The sequence below is a fragment of the Pseudomonas sp. B21-054 genome (assembly GCF_026016345.1).
Lineage (GTDB): Bacteria > Pseudomonadota > Gammaproteobacteria > Pseudomonadales > Pseudomonadaceae > Aquipseudomonas.
Map to the genome: position 1 here is coordinate 4,435,734 of NZ_CP087204.1, position 24,090 is coordinate 4,459,823.

Annotated in this window: 22 protein-coding genes and 4 pseudogenes; 18 read left to right on the top strand and 8 right to left on the bottom strand. The window is 53.6% G+C overall.

The window, feature by feature from the left end:
• Positions 1–514 precede the first annotated feature (514 nt).
• From LOY70_RS19095 to LOY70_RS19125, 7 genes and pseudogenes are all read left to right on the top strand, one after another.
• Positions 515–667, top strand: a pseudogene (locus LOY70_RS19095) (DUF488 family protein); the annotation flags it as partial.
• A gap of 365 nt (positions 668–1,032) precedes the next feature.
• Positions 1,033–1,383: a hypothetical protein gene (locus LOY70_RS19100; RefSeq protein WP_034114485.1), complete on the top strand. Its 351-nt coding sequence runs from the start codon at positions 1,033–1,035 to the stop codon at positions 1,381–1,383.
• 670 nt (positions 1,384–2,053) lie between these two features.
• A complete protein-coding gene (locus LOY70_RS19105) occupies positions 2,054–2,911 on the top strand; it encodes a c-type cytochrome (RefSeq protein WP_230147165.1) in 858 nt (285 codons plus the stop codon).
• A gap of 15 nt (positions 2,912–2,926) precedes the next feature.
• Positions 2,927–4,294, top strand: a complete 1,368-nt coding sequence (locus LOY70_RS19110) for a cbb3-type cytochrome c oxidase subunit I (RefSeq protein ID WP_013692871.1) — start codon at positions 2,927–2,929, stop codon at positions 4,292–4,294.
• A gap of 14 nt (positions 4,295–4,308) precedes the next feature.
• Positions 4,309–5,124 carry a CbbQ/NirQ/NorQ/GpvN family protein gene (locus LOY70_RS19115; protein ID WP_320110191.1) on the top strand — a complete coding sequence of 272 codons (816 nt, stop codon included), beginning with the start codon at positions 4,309–4,311 and terminating at the stop codon, positions 5,122–5,124.
• Entirely contained in the window at positions 5,125–7,146 is a 2,022-nt protein-coding gene (locus tag LOY70_RS19120) for a nitric oxide reductase activation protein NorD (RefSeq protein WP_265028903.1), read from the top strand.
• 19 nt (positions 7,147–7,165) lie between these two features.
• Positions 7,166–7,488: pseudogene (locus LOY70_RS19125) on the top strand (integrase core domain-containing protein); the annotation flags it as partial.
• A gap of 130 nt (positions 7,489–7,618) precedes the next feature.
• Here LOY70_RS19125 and LOY70_RS19130 read toward each other — a convergent pair.
• The 3 genes and pseudogenes from LOY70_RS19130 to LOY70_RS19140 form a co-directional block, all read right to left on the bottom strand.
• On the bottom strand, positions 7,619–8,434 hold the full coding sequence (locus LOY70_RS19130; protein WP_265028904.1) for an alpha/beta fold hydrolase: 816 nt from the start codon (positions 8,432–8,434) through the stop codon (positions 7,619–7,621).
• Between the two features lie 46 nt (positions 8,435–8,480).
• A complete protein-coding gene (locus LOY70_RS19135; RefSeq protein WP_265028905.1) occupies positions 8,481–8,924 on the bottom strand; it encodes a DNA methylase in 444 nt (147 codons plus the stop codon).
• Positions 8,925–9,164: 240 nt separating this feature from the next.
• Positions 9,165–9,278, bottom strand: a pseudogene (locus tag LOY70_RS19140) (glycosyltransferase family 2 protein); the annotation flags it as partial.
• A gap of 249 nt (positions 9,279–9,527) precedes the next feature.
• On the opposite strand from LOY70_RS19140, the gene LOY70_RS19145 reads away from it, so the two are divergent.
• The 6 genes from LOY70_RS19145 (at position 9,528) to LOY70_RS19170 (ending at position 14,736) form a co-directional block, all read left to right on the top strand.
• Positions 9,528–10,751: a zinc-dependent alcohol dehydrogenase gene (locus tag LOY70_RS19145; protein WP_265028906.1), complete on the top strand. Its 1,224-nt coding sequence runs from the start codon at positions 9,528–9,530 to the stop codon at positions 10,749–10,751.
• A gap of 538 nt (positions 10,752–11,289) precedes the next feature.
• Entirely contained in the window at positions 11,290–11,700 is a 411-nt protein-coding gene (locus tag LOY70_RS19150) for a response regulator (protein WP_265028907.1), read from the top strand.
• 164 nt (positions 11,701–11,864) lie between these two features.
• On the top strand, positions 11,865–12,092 hold the full coding sequence (locus LOY70_RS19155; RefSeq protein ID WP_265028908.1) for a DUF6555 family protein: 228 nt from the start codon (positions 11,865–11,867) through the stop codon (positions 12,090–12,092).
• Between the two features lie 154 nt (positions 12,093–12,246).
• Complete coding sequence (locus LOY70_RS19160) at positions 12,247–12,939, top strand: DUF421 domain-containing protein (protein WP_265028909.1); 693 nt, start codon at positions 12,247–12,249, stop codon at positions 12,937–12,939.
• 233 nt (positions 12,940–13,172) lie between these two features.
• Positions 13,173–13,727, top strand: a complete 555-nt coding sequence (locus LOY70_RS19165; RefSeq protein ID WP_265028910.1) for a restriction endonuclease — start codon at positions 13,173–13,175, stop codon at positions 13,725–13,727.
• Positions 13,728–13,920: 193 nt separating this feature from the next.
• Positions 13,921–14,736, top strand: a complete 816-nt coding sequence (locus tag LOY70_RS19170) for a DUF1206 domain-containing protein (RefSeq protein WP_265028911.1) — start codon at positions 13,921–13,923, stop codon at positions 14,734–14,736.
• A 33-nt stretch (positions 14,737–14,769) separates the two neighbouring features.
• Here LOY70_RS19170 and LOY70_RS19175 read toward each other — a convergent pair whose 3' ends face one another.
• A complete protein-coding gene (locus LOY70_RS19175; protein ID WP_265028912.1) occupies positions 14,770–14,973 on the bottom strand; it encodes a hypothetical protein in 204 nt (67 codons plus the stop codon).
• Between the two features lie 162 nt (positions 14,974–15,135).
• Between LOY70_RS19175 and tnpB the strand changes: the two genes are divergently transcribed.
• From tnpB to LOY70_RS19190, 3 genes and pseudogenes are all read left to right on the top strand, one after another.
• Positions 15,136–15,471 (top strand): IS66 family insertion sequence element accessory protein TnpB, encoded by a 336-nt coding sequence (tnpB, locus tag LOY70_RS19180; protein WP_265028913.1) that lies wholly within the window; start codon positions 15,136–15,138, stop codon positions 15,469–15,471.
• 61 nt (positions 15,472–15,532) lie between these two features.
• A pseudogene (gene tnpC / locus LOY70_RS19185) lies at positions 15,533–17,078 on the top strand (IS66 family transposase).
• Between the two features lie 69 nt (positions 17,079–17,147).
• The gene (locus tag LOY70_RS19190) at positions 17,148–17,555 is read left to right on the top strand and encodes a DUF3224 domain-containing protein (RefSeq protein ID WP_265028914.1); all 408 of its coding nucleotides are present in this window, start codon (positions 17,148–17,150) and stop codon (positions 17,553–17,555) included.
• Positions 17,556–17,725: 170 nt separating this feature from the next.
• Here the strand turns inward: LOY70_RS19190 and LOY70_RS19195 are convergent, their stop codons facing one another.
• The 4 genes from LOY70_RS19195 to LOY70_RS19210 all read right to left on the bottom strand — a co-directional run bounded on the left by LOY70_RS19195 (position 17,726) and on the right by LOY70_RS19210 (position 21,677).
• Positions 17,726–18,856 carry an alpha-hydroxy-acid oxidizing protein gene (locus LOY70_RS19195; RefSeq protein WP_265028915.1) on the bottom strand — a complete coding sequence of 377 codons (1,131 nt, stop codon included), beginning with the start codon at positions 18,854–18,856 and terminating at the stop codon, positions 17,726–17,728.
• 103 nt (positions 18,857–18,959) lie between these two features.
• Positions 18,960–20,207, bottom strand: a complete 1,248-nt coding sequence (locus LOY70_RS19200) for an MFS transporter (protein ID WP_265028916.1) — start codon at positions 20,205–20,207, stop codon at positions 18,960–18,962.
• A gap of 29 nt (positions 20,208–20,236) precedes the next feature.
• Positions 20,237–21,244 carry a carbon-nitrogen hydrolase family protein gene (locus LOY70_RS19205; protein ID WP_265028917.1) on the bottom strand — a complete coding sequence of 336 codons (1,008 nt, stop codon included), beginning with the start codon at positions 21,242–21,244 and terminating at the stop codon, positions 20,237–20,239.
• A gap of 145 nt (positions 21,245–21,389) precedes the next feature.
• Positions 21,390–21,677: a fibronectin type III-like domain-contianing protein gene (locus tag LOY70_RS19210; protein ID WP_265028918.1), complete on the bottom strand. Its 288-nt coding sequence runs from the start codon at positions 21,675–21,677 to the stop codon at positions 21,390–21,392.
• A gap of 23 nt (positions 21,678–21,700) precedes the next feature.
• Between LOY70_RS19210 and LOY70_RS19215 the strand changes: the two genes are divergently transcribed.
• Positions 21,701–22,660: a GGDEF domain-containing protein gene (locus LOY70_RS19215; RefSeq protein ID WP_265028919.1), complete on the top strand. Its 960-nt coding sequence runs from the start codon at positions 21,701–21,703 to the stop codon at positions 22,658–22,660.
• Between the two features lie 449 nt (positions 22,661–23,109).
• Positions 23,110–24,006, top strand: a complete 897-nt coding sequence (locus tag LOY70_RS19220; RefSeq protein WP_413776656.1) for a LysR substrate-binding domain-containing protein — start codon at positions 23,110–23,112, stop codon at positions 24,004–24,006.
• Positions 24,007–24,090: the final 84 nt, after the last annotated feature.

A 24,090-nucleotide genomic window follows, 5' to 3' on the forward strand; every position in this document is an offset into this window, starting at 1 on the left:
ATGCTCAATCGCTCTTAACTGAAATTATGTGATCAACACTCCTCCTTAATCACAGAAATAGCAATCATATTCTATAAACGGGCCAAACCAATTATCAGCACCAGTGGTTCAATATTTATTTAAGGGAAGAAAGGCCATCCAGTAGACAATAATCATCCCCCAACAGGTCGATATATTTTCGTCATTGCAAAACCGTCTCCTGACGGGCATTCATGCCTGATTTTATCTCCTTTCGTCTAAAATAAAGATTTGAATAGATTATTTATTGACTATGACCGAAATTTCCGAGCCAACCCCCTGCAAATACAATTTCAGGCGACGGACTATCAATTGATGGTGAAGCGTTTAACCCTACGCCTAAGCCTTCCAAGAGACAGTAAACGGAGTCGATGTTCATTGTCATAGTTAGCCCTTTTGGTATTGTCGGACCGAGCCAATATTCAAGTTGCAGCAACTTACATATCCGAATCGCGCCCACACTAATGGACTCTGGATCAGATAAAGTTTTCATAACTATGGCGACCATGCATCGTCCGAAGAATTTGAACAGGCTTTTTTGCGTTTGCAAGAACTCAGTCAGGACCAGCGATGCGATCCTATGTGGGAGGCCGTCTGGTGGCGTTGTCATCGCAGAATCGTAGCGGACTACCTTCTCTTTGATTACTAGCTTTTCCAAGGCAAGAGCTCGGATATTAAGGCAGACTAATTCGGCACCCGATAACTCTGGAATCTCGGTAGCCGCCATGATTGCAGTTCTACTGCTGCTCCCTTGTTGCCCGCGCCGATGCGTCGCACATTCTCAGGAGGTGGATGGTCTATTAGCGGCGCTTCACCGTCTGTCCCGTAAGCTGCCGCCGAATAAGCCACCAGTCGAGAAGTCATATTGACTATCGTTTTGTCATTATGACCCTTTCCGGACTAGGTCGTAATGACCATTCAACTACTTAACTAATTGATATTGTTGAATAAAATTCTTGGCCCGTTTTGTGTATTGAGTATTGAACTTAACGCAAACCCCGAAGGGACAATGTCATGACTCGTTCAATCGCGCTCAGTTTTACCCTGTGTACTCTACTGTCTCCGCTATGCCTGGCAGACCAGATAATCCGTGAAGTCCCCGACACAACTGCCGGCAAGGGTTTCGGCGCCTTGACCGGAATGATGGTTGGCGCGGTAGGGGGGCCGATTGGTGCATTAGTCGGCGCAGCTGGCGGTTTTTTCGCAGGCAGTGCGGTGCAAACAGGGATTGGTAAATCTGAAACCGCTTATCAAGTAAAAAACACACAAGGTGAGACGAGTACAGTGCGCTCACCCAATGCCAGATTTGAAGTCGGGCAGCAGGTCACGCGTAAAGGTGCGCGACTGGTGGCAGTTGAGGAGTAAGAAGCCGGAACAGTTTCATGCGACTAATAGCCCCCCCCTTTTTAGGCCCGCTTGCGGGCCTTTTTAAGTCGTTTTTGATATTTATCATTAACCATTCGATGTTTGATCAGATTCCTAAATGGATTCCCACCGTTCGGACTGTTTCGAGCTGCGCCGCCCTTGATTACTCGATCGACTCTATCTAGATCGGAAATTTGAATCCCGGATCATGAAAAGAGACGAAATACCGATCTCAAAATATCATGACGCCATCGAGCTTACGGTTGATCATGACTGAATGCCATGCGCCTCCGCCCTCAATAGAGATATGCTGATCATTTGCTTCACCTGATTATTTCAATTTCTTCTATGTACCCGTCACTACGACTGGTTAAAATTTTATAGAATTTCTTGACAACCATACAAAGCCTACTACCCTCAAGACCATTCATTCTCACAACTTGAACCACCACACTCAAATATGCAGCGCTTGGTATCGTTAATAATACCCAACCGGCAGAGCGCTTTTCCAAGAACTTTCCAACTGCACTTTCTACTCGGGATGCAGCCGTGCAAAAAGCTTTGAAGATAGTCAGCTATGCCGTGCTCGTGCTGATGGCCAGCGCGGTCGTTTATGCCAGCGTTATCGGCATCACCTATTGGACGGGTATCGGCGTCTAGGGAGTTCGCAATGAACAAACGCCAGACACGCTCGTTCGCGCTGATATCGACGGCCATCGCCGCCGTTGTGTTTCTTGGCATGACGGTTGATAGTCACCGACAGTTTCCAAAATTGACCAACGCTCAACAGATCACGCCAGAAGTCACTCGCGGCAAGGACGTATGGCATGAATACAATTGCATCAATTGCCATACGTTGTTTGGTGAAGGCGCGTATTACGCTCCGGACCTTACGAAAATCACCCAGCAGCGCGGCACCCCATATCTCACCGCGTTCCTCAAAGACCCCTCAAAGTTTTATGACGAGCAACGTCATCGCCGGTTGATGCCGAACCTAAAACTCAACGACGAAGAAATCGCGGCGTTGATCGCCTTTATGGATTGGGTGAGCAAGGTCGACAATCAAGGCTGGCCACCGCGGCCGATCCTGGTGACCGGCACGTCGATTCCCGGCATGGACCTCACCGTTGCGCAACAGAACGTCGCCAGTGGCAACCAGCCACCAGCCGCACGCCCGGTGTCCGGCAAGGAAGACCCTATCGCCCTGGGCGAGGCGCTGTTTCGAACCACTGCCACACCGGTGTGCAGCGCTTGTCATTCGATTGCACCGGGGGTCAATCTCGCCGGACCAACACTGGCCGGGTTGGCTGCTCGGGCCAAACAGGTCATTGCCTCGCCTGACTACAAGGGCAAGGCCAAGGACGTCGAAGGCTTCATCCGCGAGTCCATCGTCACGCCAAGCGCCTACCTGCATCCGGGCGACATGTATTCAGCCAATGGTATGTCTTTCATGCCGGACACCTTCGCCAAATCGCTAACACCCGAACAGATCGATCAACTGGTCGCCTATCTGGCGTCGTTCCAGTAATCAAAGGGGATGACCATGCGTTACAGATCTCAATCCGTCGCTTACTGGTACTTCGCCGTCGCCATGGCGCTATTCGGTCTGCAACTGGTATTCGGCTTGCTCTCGGCGGCCAAATACCTCGGACCAGATCCCCTGCTGGACGTGTTGCCCTTTGATGTCACCAAGGCGATACACACCAATCTGTTGATCGTCTGGGTGCTGACCGGGTTCATGGGGGCAACCTACTGGATGGTGCCGGACGAGTCCCGTGGCGAGTTGCACAGCACCAAACTGGCGTATATCCAGCTCGGGTTGTGGACGGCCATGGGCGTCACCGCCGTACTGGGCTATCTGTTCGGTTATGGCACCGGGAACAAATTGCTCGAACAACCGCTGCCGCACAAGATTGTGATCGTGATCTGCATGCTGATGTTTCTCTACAACATCGGCATGACCATCAAGAAAGCCGGGCGCTTCACTGCCACCGAAGGCGTTCTTTTGTTGGGGCTGGCCAGTGCCGCCGTGCTTTATCTGCCGGCGCTGCTGCACTATGAAAACTACGTGGTATCGATCTACTACCGCTGGTGGACGATTCACCTGTGGGTCGAAGGTGTCTGGGAAATGATCCAGGGCGGCTTCCTGGCCTATCTGCTGATCAGACTGTCCGGTGCTGATCGCGAGGTCATGGAGAAGTGGCTGTACGTGATTGTCGGCCTGGTGTTCATTGCCGGCATCCTTGGCACCGCCCACCATTATTACTGGATCGGCGTCCCCCATTACTGGCTTCCATTGGGCGGTTTCTTCAGTGCACTTGAGCCTATGGCGCTGGTCGGTATGGCGATCTACGCCTACAACGCAATGCGCCGCTCCGGCCTCTCTCATCCCAACAAACTGGCCTTGCACTGGACCATGGGCAGCGCCCTGTTCACCATGTTTGGAGCTGGCCTCCTCGGTCTGGCTCATACCTTCCCCGACGTCAACAAATGGACCCATGGCACCCTGATTACCGCAATGCACGGCCATGCGGCCTTCTATGGGGCCTATGCCATGATAGTCCTGGCGATGATCACCTACGCACTTCCAGGCATGACCCGTCGTCCCGTGGAAGAAAGCAGTATCGGTTATTGGGCATTTTGGCTGCAGTTGGGAGGGATGTTCGGCATGACCCTGTCATTTGCCACTGCGGGCATTGCTCAGGTGTACCTGGAACGCATTCTCGGCATGGGCTATCTGGATGTGCAGTTGAAGATTCAGGTGCATTTCCTGATGCTGGTGGCGACGGCGTCTATGTTCAGCCTGGGTGTCGGGCTGTTTATCTTCGATTTTTTCCGCCATGCGCCACAATTCAATGTCGATGAAGCAGATCCGGTTCTGGTGCCTCGTGCGTCGGGCGCAGCGTTGTGATGGATCGTTCGCGAATGCAGCAGAACCTGTCGGCCGCAGAATCCGCGCTGCAGCAAGCAGAACCCTATTACCAGCCCAGCGGCGACGAGGTGGCGATCTTCCATCAATGCCATGCACAGCAGCTGGCTGTCATGCTCAAAGGACCCACCGGGTGTGGCAAGACCCGTTTTGTCGAACACATGGCCTGGCGTCTCGAGCGCCCGCTGATCACTATTTCCTGCCATGACGACTTGAGTGCCAGCGACCTGGTCGGGCGCTTCCTGATCGGTCACCAAGGTACCCACTGGACGGAAGGCCCTCTGACCCGGGCGGTGCGCGAAGGCGCTATCTGTTATCTGGACGAGGTGGTCGAAGCGCGGCAAGACACCATTGTCGTCCTGCACCCGCTGACCGACCACCGACGCATTCTGCCCCTGGACAAAATTGGCGAAATCGTTGAAGCCTCGCCACACTTTCAATTGGTGGTGTCCTACAACCCCGGCTACCAACGAATACTCAAGGATTTGAAGCCGAGCACTCGACAGCGCTTTGTGGCGCTGGATTTTGATTTCCCGCCGGCCGAGCGCGAAATCGCCATTGTCGTCCATGAAGGTGGAACCGACTACGCCACCGCCCACGCCCTGGTCACCCTCGCCCAGCGACTACGCGCCCTGCAGGACCGGGGCCTGGCGGAGGTCCCTAGTACCCGCCTGTTGATTGCCACTGCGCGACTGATTACCAGCGGCATTGCTGCGCCCATCGCTTGTCGGGTCGCGTTGATCTCGCCGCTGTCCGACGATGCGGTACTGGTCGCTGCCATGCGCGACCTTGTCGACCTGACATTTATCTAAATGGCCGAAGCCGAGGACCTCATTACCGATGTTGCACGCCACGCGACGGTGTATGCACAGGCGTTGTGGCGTCGTCACCGCCCCCCCTCGGAAACTGAAAAAATCGTCACCCTTGGGGATGTCGCCCAACACCTCGACTTGCTGATCAAGGCAGTGTTCAACACCCACTATTCGCTGCGCGTCGCGCAACCGCCCTCGCCCCCTACGCTGCTGAAGAAGCTTTTTGTGCGTCACGAAAAGCCGTGTCAGCAAAGGGCCGTCCCAGCGACCGATGGCGTGACTATATGGCTACCGCAAGATTTGGGAAGCAGCGAGAATCCGCCCACCCTGAAGCGCTATAGAGCCCTGGCCTTGCAACAGGCGATGCGCGCCCAACGAGGCAGTGCAAACACCCTGTCAGCCCTCGACAACCCGATGCAGCGCAGCGTCTATCTACTTCTCGAAGCTTGGGCGGCTGATGCGGATCTGATACGCCTGTTGCCGGGATTGGCGCCCTCGATCCATGACTTGCGCCAGCATGCCCTGGCGACCCGTCCGCCGCTTCACACCTTTCCCAGCCAGCGACAACCCCTGGAAAACTTCCTGCGTTTACTGCTAAACAGTGAATGCGGCGCGCCTCTGGAAGAGTTGGCGACCCCCACCCACACCGCCGATTCGCTGCAACTGTCAGAAGCACTCGCGCAACGTCTCCTCCTCTGCGAAGAATCTCACGGGCTCGGCGCAGACAGGCTTCTCCTTGATGCCTGGACCGGCGACCTGCGCGAACCGTCGGCGGGTCAGGAAGTGTCGCCCTCGCCCGGTGAAATCGACACCGACGATGCCCTGCCACGCAGTGCCCGCCTCACACGTCAGCCCACTGCGCGCGAGGCCTGTGCCGATGAGGACGACGATCAGGAACAAGGCCTATGGATGGTGCAACCCGCCGAACCGCTGGAAAAAGCCGAAGACCCCATGGGCATGCAGCGCCCGACCGACCGGGATACCGATACCCCTGCGGCTGATTTCGCTGAGTCTTTGTCCGAACTCAACGAAGCCCGGCTGGTGGTGACGGCAGGTCGCCCGAAAGAAGTGCTGCTGTCCCTCGACCCGCCACGGCCCCGATTTCAACACCGCGCACAGGACCTCGCAACCCACGTGATCAGCTATCCCGAATGGGATTATCACCACCAGGTATACCGTGATCCGGGGGCGACCCTGCACCTGTGTCCTGTTCGGGAAGGCCCGCAACAATGGGTCGAGCGAACCCTTGATGCTCATCGTCCGGTGCTGGATGCCATTCGCCGGCAATTCGAAAGTCTGCGGGCCCAACGCGTCAGGCTACGCAAACAATGGGACGGAGACGAAATCGATCTGGAAGCGTATATCGACGCTTGCGCCGAGGCCCGCGCTGGCCTGAGCATGCCGCAGGCGCTGTATCAGACCCAGCGTCGTGGCCGTCGCGACATGGCGATTATGTTGCTGATCGACGTCAGCGGCTCCACCGACAGCTGGCTGTCCTGCCATCGTCGGGTCATTGATGTCGAGCGCGAAGCGTTGTTGCTGGTCTGCCTGGCGCTAGACAGCCTGGGCGAGCCCTATAGTGTGATGGCGTTTTCCGGCGAAGGGCCGCAGCGGGTCACGATCCGAACTCTGAAAACCTTCGATGAGCGTTACAGCCTTGAAGTCGGTCGGCGCATTGCGGCTCTCGAACCGGAACGCTACACCCGGGCCGGCGCCGCCCTGCGCCACGCCAGCACGTTGCTGATGCGCGAAGCTGCCACGCACCGTCTCTTATTGCTGATCTCCGATGGCAAACCCAACGATGTTGACCAGTATGAAGGCCGCTACGGCGTCGAAGACATGCGTCAGGCCGTAACCGAATCCAAGCTCCAAGGCATCTATCCCTTCTGTTTGACTATCGATCGCCAGGCGGCGAATTACCTGCCAGCGGTATTCGGCTCGCGGCAATATGCCTTGTTGCACAGACCCGAGTTGCTGCCCAGTGTGCTGCTGGACTGGATTAAACGACTGGTATCAGCGTGAACTAGAGACGCCCGCCAGGCCTCAAGGGCTGCTGTTTCACTCGGATCAGGGCTCCAATATGGCAGTCGCCAGTTTCGCCAACGGCTCTGGCGTTACCGCATGCGCCAAAGCATGAGCCGTCGTGGAAACTGTTGGGATAATGCGCCGATGGAGCGTGTGTTTCGCAGCTTGAAAGCTGAATGTATACCGACCGTGGGCTACATGACAGCTCAAGAAGCGCACTGCGACATCAGTCATTACCTGATGCATCGGTACAACTGGATTAGACCGCACCAATTCAACAACGGACTGGCCCCAGCTCAGGCGGAGAAAAAACTTAACGTCGTGTCCGGGATTAGTTGACCACTACAACCATCGTCGATCTGAAGAGTTTGAAAGGTTTGGCGAAGAAACTAATGCTGCCTTCGACTGCGTGTGATCCCCCTCACAACGACGTGAGCGAGCGGATTTACTGACCTAGGTGCGCTCCAGGCTAGCCTTGGCGTTTCGGTTTGCGACCCTCGGGGGCCTTCTCTTCATCGTCATATTGCCGGCTAAGAAATTCGCGAATCAAGACGGCAGTTCGTCTAGGGCTGGTCACCACAAAGAAATGCCCCTCGCCCTTCAGAAGGCGAAGTTCTGAACGTCGAATTGTGCGGCGCAGGATATGGGCGTTGTACGCCTGTATTAAAGGATCGCGGTCGCCGGTAAGAACCAGCGTGCTTTGAGACAGCCGGGACAACCGAAGCACGCTTGTCCATCCGATCAACGCTGCGAGCTGGAAAAAGTAGGTTCGCGGATTAACAGAGAGCATGCCTTTCGTCACACCGAACTGCAGCAGCGTGTGAATTGAATTGCCGAATCTTTCCTGCTTGTGCATTTTGGCTTTTTTACTCTTGCGGAAAAAATCCATAACGTCAGCAGGCTTCATCAATAGAACTGGGCCGGGAGAGGTCGCCGCGAGGATCAGCCTGCGTACCATGCTCGGGTAACGAATTGCGAATTCTTGAGCCAATGCACCTCCCCAGCTCACCCCGAACACATCGACCTGGTCGATCCCCAGTTGCTGGAGCATCTCTGCAATCACGTCGGCGTGGCGTGGCAGGCGAATGGGCCAACGGGGCATTTGCGACCTACCGACTCCTGGCACGTCCAGCGTGATGGTCATGAAGTCGTCAAGTTCATCGCGCAGCGGATCGAAGGTACGAATCAAACCACCCAAACCATTGAGTAAAAGCAGCGGAGAGCCTCGACCGCAGATCGAAACATTCAACTGCAAGCCCTTCGCTGTCAGCCTGTGCGTTGTCATGATTTCTCCTGGCTGCACGCAACTGGGGAGGCAGTGTTAGTGAGTGTTAGTTGGAAGTTCCGAAGAGCACCGCAGCCGCTTCCCTCATAAAAATCTCGATGGTTTTCGGCCCTATCCCCTCAAATTTAGATAGTCGTTTTTCGAAGGCCTTAAGATCTGCGCTTGCCGCGACGATGTTGCTGACCTTGCCGTGATATTCAGCATTCATCTTGTTGGACAATGCCAATAACCGCGACGCGGTGGTCTCGTCGTAACGGACGTAGTGCGCCTCACCAAGCATCATGACCAACTGGCGGTGGGTGCAGCTCGCCAGTTTGTGCGGCGTATCCCGATGGTGTTTCTCGACGATAACCTGATACGCCTTTGCGGCAATCGGCCCCTGGATTCTCTTGCCCATCAGGAAACTGGCGATCAGCCATTTGAATAACCCGGCTTCGTTCGCATCTTGAAGGTCGATTTGTAAATCATGTGCGCTGATGATTTTGCTCACTGGTTCACCCTTCAAGCGATGGTCTCAATGTAGACCCGGCGCCATCGCGAATGATCCAGCTGAGCGAGGCAGCGATAAAGGAACCCTTATTCATGCTCGACGCCTAATGGTTAAACCTTACGATCTTAGTAAGACGAAATGCATATTTCCGACCTATCCAAGTCATGGAAGCGCTGTCAGTCAACGAAGCAAATCTTAAGCTTCACGAAGGCTGGTCATTGATATCTGTGGTCGTCAAAAATGGACGCCTTCGTGTGCAGTGAGATGCTGGAACCCACCAGCATTCCGGTAGGCCTCGGCACTCAGGCCAAGATTGGCGCCGTGGATGTGCCGGTGATTCTCGATGAACTGGTAAAGCTCCATGTACTTTGAGCGAACCAAATCTCCAAGGTCACAGGTATGACAACACCGATCATAAATGTCACCTCCGACTACCTGGGTTACAGACTCCAGCAGTCGACCTACTTCCGCACCATAGGTTTAAAAAAATTACGGGCGTGCCTACGTAAGCGACCGCTAGTCATTTGCGTCTATATCAGTCTGAACTTACTTTCTTCGATCCTTCTCTCCCACTTACCATCGAGCTGAAGTAGGTAAGACGTCATGAGAGCACTCACCTATCACGGCGCGCACAGCGTCAAAGTCGACACGGTTCCCGATCCGGTTATCGAGGAAAGTGATGACATCATTCTTCGGGTTACCGCGACGGCGATATGCGGATCTGACCTGCATCTCTATAGGGGAAAGATTCCCACTGTCGAGCATGGCGATATCTTCGGCCATGAGTTCATGGGGATCGTTGAAGAGGCAGGCTCAGCAGTGACCGCAGTGCAACCGGGCGACCGTGTGGTGATTCCCTTTGTAATCGCCTGCGGCAGTTGTTTCTTCTGCGCGATGGATCTGTTCGCGGCCTGCGAAACAACAAATACGGGGCGTGGAGCGATCATAAATAAAAAGGCGATTCCACCTGGAGCGGCACTATTCGGCTTCAGTCATATGTATGGCGGTGTGCCTGGCGGGCAAGCCGAATACGTGCGAGTACCGAAAGCCAACACCGGGCCGTTCAAAGTGCCGGGGACGCTGTCGGATGAAAAGGTTCTTTTCCTTTCAGACATCCTTCCAACTGCTTATCAGGCTGTAACGAACGCAGGGATTGGTAACGGCTCAAGCATCGCCATCTATGGTGCAGGCCCCGTCGGATTGTTGAGCGCGGCCTGTGCAAGGATGCTCGGTGCCGACCAAATTTTTATGGTCGATCACCATCCTTACCGCTTGGCTTACGCGCAGAAAACATATGGCGTAATTCCGATCAACTTCGATGAAGACGACGATCCTGCAGATACGATCATTCGGCAAACCAAAGGAATGCGGGGAGTTGATGGCGTGGTGGATGCGGTTGGGTTTGAAGCAAAAGGTAGTACGACGGAAACTGTTCTCGCGACACTCAAGCTTGAGGGAAGCAGCGGTAAAGCGTTACGTCAGTGTATCGCAGCAGTCAGACGCGGGGGCGTCGTGAGCGTACCAGGCGTCTATTCTGGGTTCATTCATGGCTTTCTTTTCGGTGACGCATTCGACAAGGGGCTGACCTTCAAAATGGGGCAGACCCATGTGCATCGCTTCCTCCCTGAGCTCCTAGACCACATCGAGACAGGTCGTCTCTCACCGGAAGTCATTATCAGCCATCGCATGTCACTGGAACAGGCCGCCGAAGGATATAAAATCTTCGATAAGAAAGAAGAGGATTGCCGAAAAGTCATCCTGACACCTGGCGATAGCTACATCGCTTCGCCGGAAACCGATAGCAGCGCTACAGTTTTGACTACCTAAATTTATCTACAAGTGTCGAGGACGAGAAGGCTCGGTGTTATACCGAAAACTCTCGTCCTTTTTCATTTGTGGTAGGACTCAGCATTATATAAGTCAAGATGCCGTGCCCGATCCAGGCTCCTCGATCCTTGGTTGCTAGCTATTGCATCCTCCAATTTGACTCAGCTGCCCCAGCTAACTTTGCGAATGAGTGATTGTCTGTGTCTCGATGACGCGTTGACCCGCTTCATAGTTTCGATAGATACCTCGGGGGGAAGGTTCGAAAAAATGCGCACTGCTTGATCTAGATCATGGGATTGCTGAGCAGCATCCGTAGCCCTAAGCGCACAATTGGGTCTGAATTCGTTGCTTACGCAGCCGATTAGAATAATCGAGGCGCCAGGCGCTCCTCCAATACGCTGCGAGGACATCTGTAGGGGCACGACCTGAAGTCTGGTGTTCCGCGCTCTCCAAGCACTTTTAAGGTGCGCGATATTTTCGCTTACACTCATGCAACCGTCCCGTCTGTTCGGTCGGTTCTCTGGTTAAGGGGTATTGCTTGAACGTAAATTGGGAAGGTTTTCTGCCGATTCGCGGTGAGGTCATCGTCATTGAGGACGACCCAACTCTGCAGTCGCTCATGACCGATATCATGGATGAGATGGGCGCTAAGACTGTCCCGTTCGCTACGGCGGATGATGCGTTGACCTACCTGCTCGGAGCACATGGTGAATGCGCCTTAGTGATTGCCGATTATGGCGTCCCCGGACAAGTCCAAGGCATCGAGTTCATAGAGATGGTCAAAGGCAGGTGGCCTCACATCGCTGCGATACTTACCTCGGGTTATCTGATCGAGAGCACCAAAGTGCCAGCTCAAACTATTTACCTGCACAAACCTTGGTCACTTGATGAATTGGTGACGGCAGTGGCGGAGCTTTTGCAGCCCGATAAACCGATTAGCAAACGCTGAACCAGGCTTCGAAATCGTAAGGCCAGGCTGAACATGGTTGGTGCTCAGCCCGCTAGGTCTGCAACACTACTGCTCATGAAGCCAATTCGGTGCTGAAGTCCCTGAATTTTTGGAATTTTTCCTCGCCCGATGACTCCGTTAACAATGAGCAGACGGAGTAAGTCATGGAAAACAATCTATTCGTCATCAACTACAAGCTTCATGGTGTGCCGAAGTCCTTCATCATCCGTAGCAAAGCGATGCAAAACGCTGATGCCTGGCACTGGGCTAGTTGCGATGCGGGCGCAGCCCCCATTCCCAGGCCTGGACGCCCGCCACTGAAGATGGTGTCCAAACCTCAAGCCGAAAAATACGGCATTACCGATGTCACCTGGCGAGCCAGCTCAACGTAGCAGCGCGTGATATGGCGCGAGCCTTTGATAAAGCCGCTACGCGTCGCAGCCCCACCGCAAAGTTCGATTCCCCGCTGAATACTCTGGTACCAGCTTTTGGAATCAAATGTTGAATCGATCCGTCGACTATTCTCACAATAAAATCGAGGTCACGATGTCGCCTTTTGATATCCAGCGGATGCTCATAGACGAATTTCCCTTAACGTTTTTGCTAGAGGTGGGTTTCCGGGCCACCTTCGCTTTTCTCGCAGTGTTTCTTTTTTTGAAATCCAGCGGTCGACGAGGGATCAGACAGCTTTCACTTTTTGAGCTGGTCGTGATTTTGACATTGGGCTCCGCCGCAGGAGATGTGTCCTTCTACCATGACGTTCCGCTGCTGCCGGTCGCCGTAGTATTTCTTACGCTCCTGCTTCTCTACCGGCTTACTGTCTTAGTGATGACCAAAAGCAAAAGATTCGAAGCCTGGATGGATGGGCTTCCGGTAACTGTCATCCGTGACGGTCTCTATGAGCTAAAGTCTTTAGAAACGCTGAACATCTCATCCAACGAATTGTTGATGGAGTTGCGACAGCAAGGTGTTGAACATCTTGGACAAGTAAGGCTTGGTCTCGTTGAGACCGACGGCGATATCAGCCTTTATTTTTTCGAACAGAAAGATTTGCGCCCTGGGCTATCCGTCTTGCCATTAGAGCATCGTGCCGAGTCTGAAACTGCGCCTGCGTCCGCCCTGTATTGCTGCGTAAATTGCGGTTTCTCTCAGCACATTGCGGAGGCCCAGCGGGCTGATTGTTCTAGGTGTAGTCATGACATCTGGTCAATTGCGCTCACAACACCGCGCTGTCGGTGACGACGCCCTCGGTTGGGCTAGCCCCGCGCCTCGGTCACTATGCGTGTCTGCCCCCCGGAATTTAGAGAAAGAGCTAACCGAGGGAATGTACCGTGAACATGGTTCCTTCCACATCGTTAGAGGGGCACGGAGACATCGCCTCCGTGGGCCATGGTGATTCCCGAACTGTGAGGAGAGCAAGCGCTACGGTACAGTGTTTAAGTCGGGCCAGAACTCACCTTGAGGATGGATGAATGTACCCACCAATGGCGAAAACCAATCTCCATATCGAAGCTACCGAATTTGAGTGTTTAGTCAGGGATTGGATCATTCAACAAGGTGGAGAGCTGACCTCGCTGGAGGTGACTCACGACGTGAAGCTTGAGGCTTACGATTCGACCTACCAAATCGACGTGATGGCGAAATTCCGGGCTTTCGCAGGTGCTGAATTTCTCGTGCTCATTGAGTGCAAAAAATACCGCAAAGCGGTCGAACGAGAGTTGGTTCAGGTGCTGCACGACAAGGTGAGATCCGTCGGCGCTCATAAAGGTATGTTGTTCACCACCACAGGGTTTCAATCCGGAGCGATAAAGTACGCTACAGCACACGGTATAGCGCTGGTCTCGATAATCGACGGTGTAGCTACCTACGAAACTCGCTCGGCGCATCCAGTTGATGCGAAGCCACCGGCCTGGCTAAACCTTCCGAAATTTGCGCTCTGGCACGTTGGTGAAAATGACGCCGGTAACATCACGATGAAATCCTTGGGGCTTGCTGATACAGAGCTCAACGAGATGTTTGGTGACTAAACCTAACTCTACAGCCTAGGTACCTATAAACCTCCACGTTAGTGGGTTCTCCATGAAATCGATGGACGTACGCACTCATGTTTTATGTCGGCAGTCGTCTTGGGTAACGAATTCGCCGCAGTCACCGGCTTGATATAGAACCCTGCCCGGCGAGAGGGGTCTGCTCTTGTATCAGATCTCGGGAATACATCGAATGTCCGCGCAACACAGCCTAGTAATACTCGCTCGTGGAGGCTACGCCGCTCGAGGATTGCTGTATTTGATCATCGGTATTTTCGCGTTGCTCGCAGCACAAGACTCGACAAAACCGAAGGACAGCCACAAGAGCCTGGAAGCATTGCTGAGCCAGCCATTCGGCTATTTTCTGGTTGGGCTTGTGGTGGCGGGTCTGCTCGCGTTTGCGGCATGGCGCGTGCTTCAGGCAACGCGTGATGTCGATCATCATGGCAAAAAATTCAAAGGTTTGGTAATTCGCGCAGGTCTGTTCGCGGGAGGTATGGTCAACGGCGCTCTCGCGTTTTTCGCGTTGGGCCTACTCATTAGCGGTATTAAAAGTTCGGGCGATTCCGGAGGGCAAACCAAAGACTGGCTAGCGCATTTTTTGTCTTGGGATCACTCGAATTTATTGGTGTACCTGATCGCTCTCGTTCCCCTTGGCGTGGGTGTTGCTCACATCATCAAGGGATGGAAGGCGTCGTTCGAGAAATATTTTGAAGCTGACGAAGACGTCATGCGGTATGTCCGCCCTGTATCACGATTCGGACTAATTGCCCGTGGAGTCGTGTTCTTAGAAATTGCGTTGCTACTGGCAATCAGCGGTTCCACTTATCAAGCCATGGATCCACCTGGTATGAAGGAATCACTGGACGCACTCCAAAATCTACCTGCTGGTTGGTTGATTTTGATTGTGATGGCCTTGGGGCTGATTGCGTTCTCGGTTTACAGTTTCTCTGAAGCCTTTTGGCGCAAGATCAACATGGATGTCCCTGGAGTGCCGAGCACGGATTGATTAGAAACTGAAGTTTCACCGCCATTAGGAGCCTTACTCGCACCAAGGCCCCCATGTTGGCGGGTGATCTACGATATCGATGGACGTACTGAGTTCGTCTTGCATGTGCTCGAAGACTTTGTCGAGAAACGGATGAGCTTTCGATTCTCGCAGTGCATTTACCAACTCCAAAAGCTCTCGGCCCTGGGCTAGCGGCATCTGGATATCGCAGTACACCGTGTCATCGTCTTGTCTCATGCCCTCACCCGCTCAGTCTTTTTCATTGATATCTTGCGACCCTATGCTGCTCCAGGTACCGCATCTCTGCTTCCCAACTCGCCAGGAATTTATCCCAGTCTGAGGCGTATGGCCGGCAGAAAATGCAGCGGGGTGTTCTGCTTTCCTTCGAGACCTGCTGCGATGATCCGCATCGACTCCATCTGGCTCGTCACCGAGCCGATGGACATGCGCGCTGGCACCGAGACCGCGTTGGCCAGAGTGATCGCGGTGTTCGGTGCGGCGAAGCCGCACTGTGCTTATCTGTTCGCCAACCGCCGCGCCACTCGTATGAAAGTGCTGGTGCATGACGGGATTGGCGTCTGGCTGGCTGCTCGCCGGTTGAACCAAGGCAAGTTTCACTGGCCCGGTATTCGAAATGGCTGCGATGTGGAACTGGATACAGAGCAACTTCAGGCCTTGGTGCTCGGTCTGCCTTGGCAACGCGTTGGGGCTGGCGGTGCAATCACACTGCTCTAACGCCCGCCATTAGCCCATTGGTCTATCGCCGCAAACGGCTTGCTCTGGCAAAATTCGCGGCATGACTTCATCGCCCAATCTCGACCAAATGTCCCCTGACCAACTGCGTGCCCTCGCGGCGCAGTTGCTGTCCCAGGTTGATTCTCTCGGGCAGCAAGTCGACCGGATGGGCAAGAAGAACGACCGCGACCAAACCATCATCGAGCAGCTCACCCACGAAATCGCCTGGTTCAAACGTAACAAGTTTGCCAAGCGCAGTGAGCAACTGAGCCCTGCCCAAGGCTGCCTGCTCGACGACCTGCTCGACACCGACATCGCGGCCATCGAAGCCGAACTGAAGGCGTTGAATCCGCTGGCTGCGCCGGCCGAACCACGCAAGCAGCCCAAGCGTGTTTCCTTGCCAGCACAGTTTCCGCGTACCGTGATTTATCACGAACCCGACCCCACCCAGTGCGCCTGCGGTTGCCAGCTCCAGCGCATCGGCGAAGACGTCAGCGAGAAGCTGGATTACATCCCGGGCGTGTTCACCGTCGAGCAGCATGTGCGCAGGAAATGGGTCTGCCGCAAATGTGAAACGCTGACTCAGGCTCCGGTTCCGGCCTAGGTAATCGACAAGGGCATCCCGACCGCTGGGCTGCTGGCTCACGTGATGGTAGCCAAGTTCGCCGACCATTTGCCGCTGTATCGGCAAGAGAAAATCTTTGGCCGCGCCGGCCTGGCATCGCCCGCTCGACACTGGCGCAGTGGGTCGGCCAAACTGGCGTGCAGCTCCAACCCTTGGTCGACGCACTGCGCGAAACAGTGCTTGCTCAAGGCGTGATCCACGCTGACGAAACGCCGGTGCAGATGCTCGCGCCGGGCGAGAAGAAAACCCATCGCGCTTATGTCTGGGCCTACTGCACTACGCCTTTTTCGGCGCTCAAGCAGTGGTGTACGACTTCAGCCCAAGCCGTGCGGGCGAACATGCACGCAACTTTCTTGGTCAGTGGAATGGCAAGCTGGTTTGCGATGATTTTGCCGGCTACAAAGCCAGCTTCCAGCAAGGCATCACCGAAATCGGCTGCCTGGCCCACGCCCGCCGCAAGTTTTTCGATTTGCACGCGACGAATAAAAGCCAACTGGCTGAGCAGGCGCTGCACTCAATTGGCGGGTTGTACGAAATTGAACGGCAAGCGCGGGAAATGACCGACGAAAATCGCTGGCGAATACGCCAGGAAAAAGCGGCCCCCATTATCGACGCACTGCATACCTGGATGTTGGCCCAGCGCGATCTTGTGCCCGAAGGGTTGGCTATCGCGAAAGCTCTGGATTACAGCCTCAAACGCTAGACGGCACTGACTCGATATCTCGAGGACGGGGCTGTGCCCATAGATAATAACGCTGTCGAAAATCAGATAAGGCCGTGGGCATTTGGACGCTCGAACTGGTTGTTCGCCGGGTCGCTACGCAGCGGTAAGCGGGCAGCTGCGATCATGAGCTTGATCCAGTCAGCCCGCATGAATGGGCATGATCCTTATGCGTATCTCAAAGATGTGCTGACGCGCCTGCCGACGCAGCGAGCGAGTGAGATCGACCAACTGCTGCCACAGCATTGGGTCTCGGCCTGACGTCCTCAACGTGAGGGTGCTCTTGCATTAGAATGACCGCTCAACTCATATGGAACAGGACTGATCCGAATGGAAGCGCGAGCCACTTTTTCCGCCAAGAATTTCAAACCAACTGACCTGACTCCCACGCCCGAAATTACGACAGGCTTACCAGTGTCGATCAGCTCCATGGAAAAGTCCTATACAGGAGCTATCGATGGTATTTCTTCAACAGCCTTTACTGCGGCGTTCGACCAAGCGTCAAGAAGGGGCAGCTACATCGCGATGGAGAGCTTCAAGGGTACGGTGAATGGGGTAGAGGGTTCCTTTAACTTCATTCATTCCGCCTCCACTACCGGAATTGATCGTGCAGATGAGTTTTTCTGCATAGTTGGAGGCAGTGGTACGGATGGTTTGAAAGGGATATCAGGGTCAGGAGGGATCACAATTGACACCGATGGAACGCACCATATTTGGTTGAATTACCACCTCGAATAATTTAACAAGCCGTAAAGGGCATCGCCCCTGACCCATCAGGGAGGTGTCTTCGCTAGGTGCTTACCGTTGATTTGCCGTACGAGCCCATCAGTTAATTTCGCCTACATCCTGAAAGCAAAAGCGAACTCGGTGAGAACATAGCGCCGAGTCCGCAGATATAATTATTGGCATCACCCCCTGATTGAGGTGACATGGTCGGGGGTCAAAGTCGCCATGGAGGCACATCCCATGTTCGCAAGCGTGCGATCCATTTCATCCTTAAGAATGCTCAGCACCTGACTAACCCCCTCCTCTCCGGCAGCAGCCAGGCCGTAAAGCAGTGGTCGGCCTATCAGGACACCACCAGCACCAAGCGCCATGGCCTTTACAATGTCAGAACCGCGTCTGAAACCGCTATCAACAAATACCTGGCCCGGATGAGCACTGGCAATATTTTGAAGAACGGACATTGGCGAACAGCTCGAATCAAGTTGGCGTCCACCATGATTTGACAGAATTACACCGTCAGCTCCGAGCTCCATGCAACGCGTCGCGTCGTCTGGATGGAGGATCCCTTTGACTAATAGCCGGTGTGGCCAGAGCTCTCGCAATCGCTTCAAAGAATCCCAGTCGAAACTGGCATCCATTTTCCTCGAAAGCAGCGCCGCTTGAAGCTCAACGTTGCTGGCGTCCTGGTTGGCAAAATTTGCCATCTGCGGCATCCCACCTGCAAGCAACCTCATTGACCATCTTGGGTGGAGCATGCCATCAAGCATCACCTTGGGTGTGTATTTGAAAGGCAAGCCAAATCCGCTGCGCAGATCGCGCTCACGTTTGCCGTTTACAGCTACATCTGTTGTGAGCACCAGTGTTCTATACCCTGCTGCCAGTGCTCGGGCTACCAGTTGATCAGCAAGCGACGGGTGTACAACATAGAGCTGGAACCATAGATCTCCTCCAGCTTTATCCGCGACTTCCTCGATGGAGGCATTGGCCGCCGTAGACAATATAAAGGGGATGCCAGCTTTTTTAGCTGCCTGGGCCAAGGCGAGATCCCCCTTAGGCCAAAAGGCTCCATTTAGACCCATAGGAGCGACCATGAGCGGCAATGGTTGCAAAGCATCGAAGACTTTCACACTCAGATTGCGTTGCGAGACATCTACAAGACGCCTGGGGCAAAACTCCCAATGGTCAAATACGTCCCGATTACGCTGCAGGCATTTCTCATCATCAGCTCCGCCTTCAAGATAGTCGAAAACCATTTTGGGAAGACGTCGCTGTGCCAGTAAACGAAAACCGTCAACGCTGAAAGCTGAGCTCATGAGACCCTCAAGGCAGTACCGGAGTACAAAATAAAAACCCTACTCTATTGAGCAGGGTTTGATTGATCAAATCGATACCATAGGCATTCAAAATAGATCATATTTATTCTGCAATGATTGGGAGTGGGATCGAACTAGCTTGATTACCAGCAATCCCTGGGGCGGTTTCGGTGAGGAATAAAGCGGTAATAGCTGCTGCGATAGAAACAGCGCCGACTACCATCATCGGTACAGCCAGGCCATAAAGGTCGGCCAATCCACCCGCGACAACCGGCATCAACACGCCGCCGATTAGCTCGCTCACCCCTGTTGGTACGCCAACCGCTGCACCCGTCATATTTGCTGGCACGGACTCACTGGGAATCACGGCCAAGAACAGCGGTGCAATACCAAAGCCAAAGATACCGGCGATGAACAGGATGGAGAACATGACCAATGGGCCGGCATTGTTCATGGCGAATGCCAGCATCAGAACACCGTAAATCGTGGCGCAGGTTACCAGTACAGGCTTACGCCCCCAGCGATCAGATAGTGCAGGAATTGCGATCATCCCTATGAAACCACCAAACCCCCAGCCAGATACGATCAGACCAGTTGTGCTCAGCGATAGCCCCACCACTTGAGTGAGGTATAGCGCGACGAAAGTCGAGAACACAAACAAGCCGGTCTGGAAAAGTGAGCCGATGACAGAGGTCACCCAGATGTTGCGAAACTTGAGGACACTGCCGATGGAAATACTCTCGGTTGCAGCGCGCTCGACAGGTGTCCTTTTCGGTTCACGCATGAGTTTCGCAAGCATGACTGTCAAGATCAGTCCTGGAATCCCAAGCAGGAAGAACACCCACTGCCAGGGCAAATACACGCTCAACTGAGTTGCGATGATCGGGCCCAGGCCAATACCTAAAAGAGGAAACAGCGCCTGATGAATGCCCATGTTGAGCCCGCGACGCTTGGGAGTAGATATTTCAGCAAGCGTTGAAACACTGGCACTGAATACTCCACCCTCACCTACACCGAGCAGGCCACGAACCACCATCATGCCCGTAAAGCTTTTGACTGCCCCTGTCATCCATGTCATGAGCGAAAAGAAAATACCCGAATAGATAAGTACCTTCTTGCGTCCGTGGCGATCACTTACGCCGCCGAGGAAATAGGTGGAGAGTGCCCAAGTCAGCGCCAGTATCGAAGCAATAGCACCGGCTTGGGTGTTGCTCAAACCTAACTCTGGTATCAGGATCGGGAACAGGTAAACAATAACCAGACGATCCAGACCTACGATGCCAAAAAGCACCGCAAGCAGCCACACCATTTTCCACTCGTAAGCTGAATCACCAAGCGATTTATGCTGCATGTTATGCACCCATGGAATAGGGATATCGATTAATTGGGTTCGGGGTTTTCAATTAGAACGGGAGAGTCTTCGGAGCCAACAATGGCATCGGCACTGACGGGCCGGCGTGACTCACTGTTGAACAAGAGTCGTGTCACATCACTGCGGGAGTAATGGCCCACCGGATCCGCCGCAACCTTGGCCATGGTGACTGCGTCAAGATTGATATCTGCGTACAGAATCCCTTCCTGCTCTGGTGGCAAAGGGTTTGCCAAATTCGCACCATCTGGGCCATAGATTCGTGCAAAGCCTCCGCCGACCTTGAGCAAATCACGTGCCTCATCTGTCTTGCAGAGCAGCTCGACAACGTCCTCGGATACCATTCCGCAAGGGGCCAGAACGAAGCACTGGCCTTCGACGGCGTAAGTTCGGCTGACCGCGTTGTTGACCTCGCCTCCGATGGCTGGGGTTACGTCTGTGTAAAGAGAAAAGCCAGGCCACGCAGCTACGTGCACTTGCTCGTGTTTGCTGTACATCGCAAATTTGGTCAGTGGCTGAATGTGCTCCCAGCAGCACAGCCCCCCTAGCCGACCAAGGCTGGTTTCGTGGACTTGAATATCGCTGCCATCGCCCTCGCCAAATACCATGCGCTCCGCCACTGTTGGTTTGAGCTTGCGACGAGTAGAAAGCGTCCGTCCTTGGTCATCAATGAAAGCCTGCCCCATGTACAAGCTGCCATTAGATCGTTCGGTAAAGCCGAGGCAGACGAATATTTCATGATCGGCTGCCGCTTGCTCCAACCGACGATAGTCAGGGCTATCAATCACCAAGGCCTGTTCGTGATATTGCAGCATGTACTGCATTGCCCAAGCTGGTGATCCCAACCAAAAAAACCATGGGTAACCAGGAACGAAGTTTTCTGGAAACACGATCAACCGAGCACCTTTGGCAGCGGCCTCGCCAATCAAATGAATGCATTTATCAACTGTCGCGCTGCGATCCATGAAGACGGGTGCTGCCTGCACCACTGCGACTCGATACGAAGTTGAAGAAGACATAAAAACCTCAAAAAAAGATGGCACGCAGCCGTTGCCTCCATCTTTGATGAAAATGCCGAATAGGGATGTGCTGAAAGTCTTGTCAGGTTTGCTTGAGCTTCCCCATGCCAGGGGTGTAGAGCACCCAGGCATGAAGAAAAATGGCTTAGCGGCTCACGACTGGATCTGCGAAATCCTGCTTGGGTAAATCTACATGTCGCTGGGCAACGAACTCTGTAGCGCTATGGCCTAGACCCAATGCATACGCTCCTGGCGCTATAGACCATCGCTGCGCCTTGACGTCAAAATCGGCCAGCAGGCGTGAATCCACTTGCACGGTTACGGATCGGGATTCCCCGGCACGGAGCTCAATCTTGTTCCAGCCCAACAACCGTTGCTGAGCTCGACCTGGCATGCCTGTCAGATAAAGCTGAGGAACATCTTGCCCCGTCAATTTGCCGATATTGCGTCGCAGTCATGCTTCATCCCACGATCTTTTTCATTAGCTGGTTAGTTGCTGATCTTGTAATTTGGATAATCCGTTGGTTTTTGCTGCAGAAATTCATAGTGAGCGGCGAATCGCGATCTCACTATGCGACAGATCTTGCGCTTCTTTTTGGTCTGATTTGGGCTGTCGAAATAGGAATTGGCACTGCAGGCTGCATTATTAGCGTAGATCCTGTACTTCAAGTCCTGGCTTGTACATCGGCGGTCAGCATGAATGGGGCGATTGCAATGAGAAATCAAGGGATACCTCGCTACGCGTTTACTCAAATTTTACTCACCGATATCCCTATGAAATTAGCCACTTTATTTCAGCCAGCCCCTTTACTGCGGATACTGATTCTCCAAGCCCCTATGTACCTTACCGGATTGTGGGTATTGCTGAACCAGCTCAACACCAACCTAATAAAAGCTTACATTGCAGAGTTTGAGAGTATTCATTCAGCGACCCACGACAAACTGACAGGCGCGTTAAACCGTTTAGGCATTGTTAATATTGTCGCAGCAACACTGGATTCGACAGAAGCACAAAGCGTTGAAACCTCCATACTTTACTTAGATTTAGATGGATTTAAAAAAATCAATGATGAGAACGGACATGCCACCGGCGACCGGGTGCTCGTTTCTTTTTCTAATATGATTACGGGTATGCTGCGCAAGAGTGATGCCGTAGCCCGCATGGGCGGGGATGAATTCATTGTGTTTATGCCAGACACCAATGAAGCATCAGCATCGCTCATTGCCGAGCGCATTATAGAGAAACTCCGGGTTTACACAGCCCAAAATAAGGCCTATGCAGGCCTAGGCGTAAGTATTGGTATTGCCACAAACACCTCCTTGACAACGGAAAGTTTGGATCAGTTAATATCCAGAGCAGATTTCGCAATGTATGCTGCTAAATCTGCGGGGAAAAATTGTTATAAGTTTGGCTAGGCGCCGTGTACCACGCAATACTCAAGCTCTCTCGGTCATGTATGTCAGATGCTGCCGGGGCTGGAAAAGCGCTAACTCATCGCCCTACCCAGCATCACTACGCGACAATTGGACACGGGCGTCGCGATATCAATGAAAGCCGAATCGCCCATGAATGTGGGCGAAAAGTTATACTGGGCCGGTGTATTGCACATCTAAGGGAAAATTCCATTGAACGGCCCTTCGCAGTCGTCAACGCGCAGACGTAATTCCGTCACTTTTCGAGTAAATCGCTATAACATCTGAACCGCCTCCTTGTACTTCAGAAGCTACTCTGGTCTAGGGCAAACGATATCACGCAGGGCTGGCCTTACAGAGGTTGTCAGACAGGGCTGTTCAGGTATTAACTAACAGAATCCAACGATTCGACTCAATCGGGGCGCCCAAACTTGAAAATTAGTAAAGAATCGATCTCTAGCACGGACGATCTGAGTTTTTTTAATCGTGTTGCCAATCACGGCACCTTGACCGCCGTCGCTCGAGAACTGGGCCTGTCGCTACCGGCTGTGAGCAAGCGCCTTACGCTGCTTGAGCAGCGCTTGGGCGTGCAGTTGATCAGACGGACCACGCGAAGGCTGGATCTCACACCTGAGGGATTGCTTTATCTGGAAGGAGCTAGACCGATCCTGCGCCAATTGGAAGAACTCGAGAGTGCGTTGGGAAATCGCCAACCCCTGCTAAGGGGAAAGCTGAAAATCAACGCTTCCTTTGGTTTTGGTCGGCGCCACGTAGCCCCCTTATTGTCCGCATTCGCCGCAGAACATCCGGATCTGGAATTATCATTGCAGCTATCCAGTCAGCCTCTCAATTCGCTGGATGAAACTATCGACATCGATATTCGAATCGGCGCCCCCCCTGACTCACGCCTGATCGCACATCATCTTGTGGCCAACCCGCGCATACTTTGCGCATCACCCGCTTACTTGAAGCGCTTCGGAGCTCCCCGTGCAGTGTCGGATCTCGCACAGCACAACTGCATTGTGCTCAGGCAATATGAGAGCGATTATGCCATCTGGAGATTTTCACGCGCCGGAAATGACTATAGTCAAAAAGTGCATGGCACCCTTTCCAGCAATGACGGTGAAGTGGCGATGCGACTCGCGTTGGATGGTCATGGGTTGATCCTTCGTTCGCACTGGGATGTCCAAGAACACTTGGCTTCGGGCAACTTGGTGGCATTGTTGTCTGCCTACGAAGCTCCGCAAGCCGACATCTTCGCCGTTTACCAACAACGGCGTCATGTACCTCAACGTATTCGCGAATTTACCCGCTTCCTTGCACAAAAACTCACAGAGCGCCTCCGTTGATATCGCTTCATAGCGTTTGATGCCCAATGAACCTGTATCCAGGGCGCTCAAACGCACCTGCAATCATTATTAACTTAAATTCAA